The organism is Enterococcus camelliae (assembly GCF_042685105.1).
Classification (GTDB): domain Bacteria; phylum Bacillota; class Bacilli; order Lactobacillales; family Enterococcaceae; genus Enterococcus_G; species Enterococcus_G camelliae.
The window spans coordinates 1-590 of the sequence record NZ_JBHUMO010000006.1 but is presented as its reverse complement, the minus strand read 5'-3'; the positions used below and the strand labels follow the sequence as shown (position 1 = coordinate 590).

Below are 590 nucleotides of genomic sequence, written 5' to 3'. Positions count from 1 at the left end.
CTTGGACGAAACAACATTGATAGAAATCAATGAAAAAATACTCGTCTTCAACAAGAAAAAAGACGATAAGGACAACGATTCTCATGACGATTTCAATTCCGGAATATTGATTTTGGATGCCACTTGTGCTCCACAAAACATCAAATATCCAACCGATACAGAATTGTTGAATGATGCCCGTACCCATGCCGAGAAAATCATCGATGTTGTTTGTGAAGGGAAAAAACTGAAAAAGCCCAGAGTCTATCGAAAAAAAGCTCGAAGGGTGTATTTAGGCATCGTTCGTCGTAAGAAAAAAGCCAAAAAATGGTTGCGTGCTGAAATTCGCAAGCTCCTTTCTTTTGTGAAAAGGGATATCAAAGTGATCAAAGAATTTCTAGAACAAGGAATCCTCATTCCGCTGGCCCTGCAGGGAGATTGGGAAACGCTTCAAAAAGTTTACGAACAACAACAATTCATGTATGACAATAAAACACATTCCGTTGCAGAGCGTATTGTGAGTTTCCATCAGCCTTGGGTTCGTCCGATTGTGAGAGGAAAACAAAAAGCAGCCGTCGAATTTGGAGCCAAATTCGATTTGAGTATCGATC

At 40.0% G+C, this 590-nt stretch carries 1 pseudogene; it reads left to right on the top strand.

The features are described 5' to 3' along the window. Window positions 1-16: 16 nt before the first annotated feature. Window positions 17-590, top strand: a pseudogene (locus ACFSR0_RS01240) (IS5/IS1182 family transposase); the annotation flags it as partial.